Below are 4,382 nucleotides of genomic sequence, written 5' to 3'. Positions count from 1 at the left end.
AATTAAGGCGGATGTTCAAGGAAGCGCCGAAGCTTTGAAAGACGCTTTGAATAAAATACAGAGCGATAAAATTCGTTTCGTTTCCATATATAGCGCGTCTGGTGCGGTGACGGAAAGCGATGTCAATTTGGCTCATGCTTCCAACGCGATAATAATAGCCTACAGAGTTCGTCCATCGGCAAAAGCAAAAGAATTATCCGAAAAATTATCTATACCGATTGAAAGATACGATATTATATACGAAGCGATAGAATCGATTCAAAACGCTATGAAAGGCTCGCTCGAAAGAATCAAAAAAGAAGTCGATATTGGAGTAGTCGAAGTCAGAGATGTGTTCCATATTCCTAAAGTGGGAACTATCGCGGGTTGTTATGTCACTTCTGGCAAAATAGAAAGAAACGCTGGAGTTAGAGTCGTGCGAGACGATGTGCTTATATATACGAGTAAAATTTCAAGTTTAAGAAGAATCAAAGACGATGTTAAAGAAGTGGCTTCTGGATACGAATGCGGCGCTTCGATTGAAAATTTCAACGATATTAAAAAAGGCGACATTTTAGAAATATTTAAAATCGAAGAAATAGCTCAAGAATTGTAATCGAATTTTATCAATATTTATTATGAGACGACAAATAATTGAAAGTTTGTTTTATTGGCAATATAAGTTTCGAGTAAGTTTTATTATTTTCATCGTAAATTTTTAAATGCTCTTTCGGATTCAAATTGTTATTATACAATCTCAAATCGCATAAAGCCAAGCCGAATCCCGCGCTCTCCGAGTTATCAAGCTGTTCCATAAAAAAATTTTCCGTCATGCCTTTATTATAATATTCGCCAAATGTGAGTCTCTTTGAATCTATTCTCGTTTTATTTATCATTATCAGAGGCGAATCGTTTATAACCGTAATCTCCAAATTATTTTTTTTAATTTCTATGATTAATTTTATTATAAATTTCTTTTTCGTATTTTCTCTAAAATCCAATAATTCTTTATATTTTTCTTTTTTTAAAACATTTGCGTTATTGGTTTCGTCCATTTCGTTGATTAAAGTTTTTTCCATATTGAGTAATTTTTTTAATTTTTCTTTATTTTCTTTATCTTTAATCGCTTCGGAATATTGAGCCATTATTTCGCTGTCGTTAAAATATTTGTCTTCGTCTATTTTTTGATTGTAGGAAGGATTAGAAAGCCTTAAAGATTTTATAACTATTATATGCAAATACCTCGCTTTTATAGCGTTCGTTATAAGTTCTTTCAATATGTAAATCGTATCGTCATTATATTTTTCTATATTGTATTTTTTTAATATTTCGCTTACCAAAAAAACTATTTTTCTTCTCGTAATGAAATTAAGCCAAATAATATCGAATTCAACCGCTTCTTTTCCAATTTTTGAAACGACTTTTCTTATATCGTCCAAATTAGTTCGAGAATCAATTTTAATCATATTTGAAACTCTCTTTTTAGAATATTTTTTAAATATTTTGACTCTATTAAATTTCTTAATTTTTTTTAATTTATTAAAATAAAGAATTTACGAATTTATAATTTCTTTTGCCACTCTTTCCAAAACATTTTTTTCGCCGAGCATTTCTCTAACTTTCATTAAATTATCGCTTGTCTTTTTATAATATTCTTTATCCGCTAAATATTTCATTATATGGCTCGTTATCGCGTTCGGGTTGCAATCGCTTTGAAGTAATTCGGGCGCCGCTTCTTCGTTTAGCATGACATTCGGCATTCCAATATATTTTATATTAGTTAAAAGTTTTCCAAGAAAAAATGTAATATAAGAGATTCTATAACATATAACCATCGGCTTTCCGTAACATGCCGCTATGAGGCTCGCCGTCCCACTCGACATTATTAAAGCGTCAGAATATTTATATACGAAATCCTTATTTTCGCCTTCCAAAAAAGTATATTGAATGTTTTTCAATAAATTTTTATGATTATCGATTATTTTTTCTATAGTTTTTTTGTATTCGGGATACGCGATAGGTATTACGAATCTTATATTCGAAGAAAGCATATCGTTTAGAGTTTTCATCGATTTTATAAATACGGGAGATAATTTTTTTATTTCCTGATATCTGCTTCCGAATAATATTCCAACCGTCCATTCTTTTTCTTCCATATTTAATTTTGGAGGCTCTAAATCGTAATTCAAATCGGCAAAAGGATGCCCGCTGTATAAAACATCGCAACCATGCTTTTTATAAACATCGTAATCGAATTTGAAAGGAGTTATTATTTTTTTAGCGGAAACTAATCTTTTAGCGTTCCATTCTCCCCAAATTCCAACATGAGGAGGAAAATAATAAATATATTTAATATTATTTTTTTTGCAGTATTTTGCCAAAAGAAGATTAGCTCCCTGATTGTCGACCAAAACCATAATGTCTATTTTATTTTTTTGTAGATATAATTTTAATATTTTAAATGCGTCCAATTTCTTAAAAGCAAATTTAGGATTAGCGCTTTCAAATATTCCCATAGTCGATAAAGTGGACATATCGGAAAGTATATTGACGCCAGAGTTTTTCATCTCCACTCCGCCGAAACCGTCTATTATAATTTCTGGAGATAATTCTTTTATTTTTTTCGCAAGCAAAGCGCCTTGAATGTCTCCCGATACTTCTCCCGTAGCTATAAATATTCTCATAAATTATACCGTTTTTTTCGGAGTTATTCCTCTTTTTGATTTCGATATGAACTCCACGATATTTTTAGCCATTTTATTTAAAGAAGTATCGTTTAAATATTTATCCAAAAATTCCTGTTTGGTTTTATTCCAGCCATACCAAATATCGTAAAACTCTTCCGCTTGAGATATTTCAACCGAAGTAAATCCCGCTCTTCTCATTCCTACAAGATTTAATTTATAAACTATAGCCTCGCCAGCATGGGAAGTCAAAGCGTAAGGTAAAATATCTCTGCCCACTCCCGACATTCCGCTTATCATCGCGTATTCTCCTATGGCGCAAAATTGATGCACTGTGCAATTGCCCGAAATAAAAACGCCTTTTTCCACTCTAACATGTCCCGCCACCAAAGAGCCGTTGCATATAATCACTTTATCGTTTATCTCGCAATCATGAGCGACATGCCCAGTCGCCATTATGTAGCAATTGTTTTTTATAATCGTTTTTCCGTTTTCTTTTGCCGAACGATGCAGATTGGCGAATTCTCTTATTTCGTTTCCGTCTCCGATTTCAAGAAAACTTACTTTATTTCTGTCAAAACTTATATCCTGCGGCAAATCTCCTATAACGGCATGAGGATGAATTATATTATTTTTTCCAATAGTCGTATATTCTTTTATAATCGTATGCGCGCCGATTATTGTGTTCTCGCCGATATTAACTTCGCCTTCAATTACCGCATAAGGACCGATTTTTACTCCGTCCGATATTTTAGCGCTTTCTGATATTACGGCTGTTTTATGAATTTCTTTTTCCATTTATTTTCCTAATTTTTATTTTTTATTTTTAATATTTTATTTATTTATCTTCATTGCTTCTTTATCTACCAAAAATAATCCCAAATCCGCGGAGCATGCGAGATTATCATCAACTTTAACCTCTCCATGCGTTTTTAATAAATTGTTGCTGAATGCTTCAACCGTAACAAACATATTCATTATATCGCCCGGGATAACGGGATTTTTGAATTTGACATTATCTATTTTTGCAAAGAACATAAATTTTTTTCCGTATTCTTCTGGTTTCAAAATTTTCGTATAACAGTAAATGCCCGAAACTTGAGCCAAAGCTTCTACCATAAGAACGCCCGGCATAATCGGACTTTCTGGAAAATGCCCCGTAAATTGAGGTTCGTTGAAAGTGATATTTTTTATCGCATGTATTTTTCCTTCTTCCACGCTTTCCACTCTATCGACAAGCAAGAAAGGGTATCTGTGAGGCAATAATTCCATAATTTTTAATATATTGATTTTTTCCATTTTCATTTCCTGATTAAAATTAAATTTAAAAATTATTTTTATTATATAGCATATTGATAAACTTTCAAGCGGAATATTTAATATAATTTTAATTCACGCGCTTAAAAATTCGTCTACCGCTATCGCGCATTTTTTTCCGTCTTCAATAGCCCAAACTACTAAACTCTGCCCGATTCTCGCGTCTCCACAAGCGAATATTTTCGATTTCGCGCTAAAATTTGAATCTTTAATATTGTTTTTTTCGTCAAATTTTATTTCAAAAATTTCTTTCAAATTATCTTCGCTTCCGTCAAATCCCATCGCCAAAAGAATCAAATCGGCTTTATAAAACTTATCGCTTCCTTTAATTTCTTCGTTTACAAGTTTTCCGTCAATCATAACTTTTTTTAAATCTCTTGCAATTACGCCTTCGACTTTTAC

The 4,382-nt window shown here is 32.2% G+C and carries 6 protein-coding genes; 1 reads left to right on the top strand and 5 read right to left on the bottom strand.

From position 1 onward, the window contains the following. Nucleotides 1–595, top strand: a 595-nt coding sequence (locus EZH24_RS07700) for an EF-Tu/IF-2/RF-3 family GTPase (RefSeq protein WP_336596092.1), incomplete at its 5' end; no start/stop codon positions are given. A 10-nt stretch (nt 596–605) separates the two neighbouring features. Here the strand turns inward: EZH24_RS07700 and EZH24_RS07695 are convergent. The 5 genes from EZH24_RS07695 to EZH24_RS14085 form a co-directional block, all read right to left on the bottom strand. Next, nucleotides 606–1,445 carry a hypothetical protein gene (locus EZH24_RS07695; RefSeq protein ID WP_137998534.1) on the bottom strand — a complete coding sequence of 280 codons (840 nt, stop codon included), beginning with the start codon at nt 1,443–1,445 and terminating at the stop codon, nt 606–608. An 87-nt stretch (nt 1,446–1,532) separates the two neighbouring features. Beyond that, nucleotides 1,533–2,663, bottom strand: a complete 1,131-nt coding sequence (gene lpxB / locus EZH24_RS07690) for a lipid-A-disaccharide synthase (RefSeq protein WP_137998533.1) — start codon at nt 2,661–2,663, stop codon at nt 1,533–1,535. Nucleotides 2,664–2,666: 3 nt separating this feature from the next. Beyond that, nucleotides 2,667–3,461, bottom strand: coding sequence for an acyl-ACP--UDP-N-acetylglucosamine O-acyltransferase (gene lpxA, locus EZH24_RS07685; protein ID WP_137998532.1), 795 nt, complete (start codon nt 3,459–3,461; stop codon nt 2,667–2,669). A 36-nt stretch (nt 3,462–3,497) separates the two neighbouring features. Beyond that, entirely contained in the window at nt 3,498–3,962 is a 465-nt protein-coding gene (gene fabZ / locus EZH24_RS07680; protein WP_137998531.1) for a 3-hydroxyacyl-ACP dehydratase FabZ, read from the bottom strand. 93 nt (nt 3,963–4,055) lie between these two features. Then, the coding region (locus EZH24_RS14085) for a hypothetical protein (RefSeq protein ID WP_236847117.1) at nt 4,056–4,382 on the bottom strand (327 nt) is incomplete at its 5' end.

Origin of the sequence: Brachyspira catarrhinii (genome assembly GCF_005518285.1) — a bacterium.
GTDB lineage: Bacteria > Spirochaetota > Brachyspiria > Brachyspirales > Brachyspiraceae > Brachyspira > Brachyspira catarrhinii.
Note: the sequence above shows the minus strand (reverse complement) of the source record. Positions and strands in the feature narration are given on the sequence as shown.

Excerpts from the sequence above, each read along its gene's own strand:
- EZH24_RS07695 (WP_137998534.1), bottom strand. The coding sequence starts at position 1,445 with ATGATTAAAATTGATTCTCGAACTAATTTGGACGATATAAGAAAAGTC.
- lpxB (WP_137998533.1), bottom strand. The coding sequence starts at position 2,663 with ATGAGAATATTTATAGCTACGGGAGAAGTATCGGGAGACATTCAAGGC.
- lpxA (WP_137998532.1), bottom strand. The coding sequence starts at position 3,461 with ATGGAAAAAGAAATTCATAAAACAGCCGTAATATCAGAAAGCGCTAAA.
- fabZ (WP_137998531.1), bottom strand. The coding sequence starts at position 3,962 with ATGGAAAAAATCAATATATTAAAAATTATGGAATTATTGCCTCACAGA.